Below are 246 nucleotides of genomic sequence, written 5' to 3'. Positions count from 1 at the left end.
TAATCAACAACACGTTTGACAGCGACAATTATTTTCATGATGATCCTCTTTGTTTTTATGATCACAAGTTTATAGTAAGAGCAACAAGAAGCCAAATCGTTTAAAACTGAACTTCACTTATAATTGGTTTTTTCATGCTATAAACTTTCTCTGTTTTCTTGTACTCTTTTTTCATTATTCCCAATCTCCATTTTGCATTTTCTTGCGTTGTAATCATTGCCTTTTTTCCTTGAATAAAGAGTAAAA

Source organism: Bartonella sp. AA83SXKL, assembly GCF_042196965.1.
Classification (GTDB): domain Bacteria; phylum Pseudomonadota; class Alphaproteobacteria; order Rhizobiales; family Rhizobiaceae; genus Bartonella.
Note: the sequence above shows the minus strand (reverse complement) of the source record.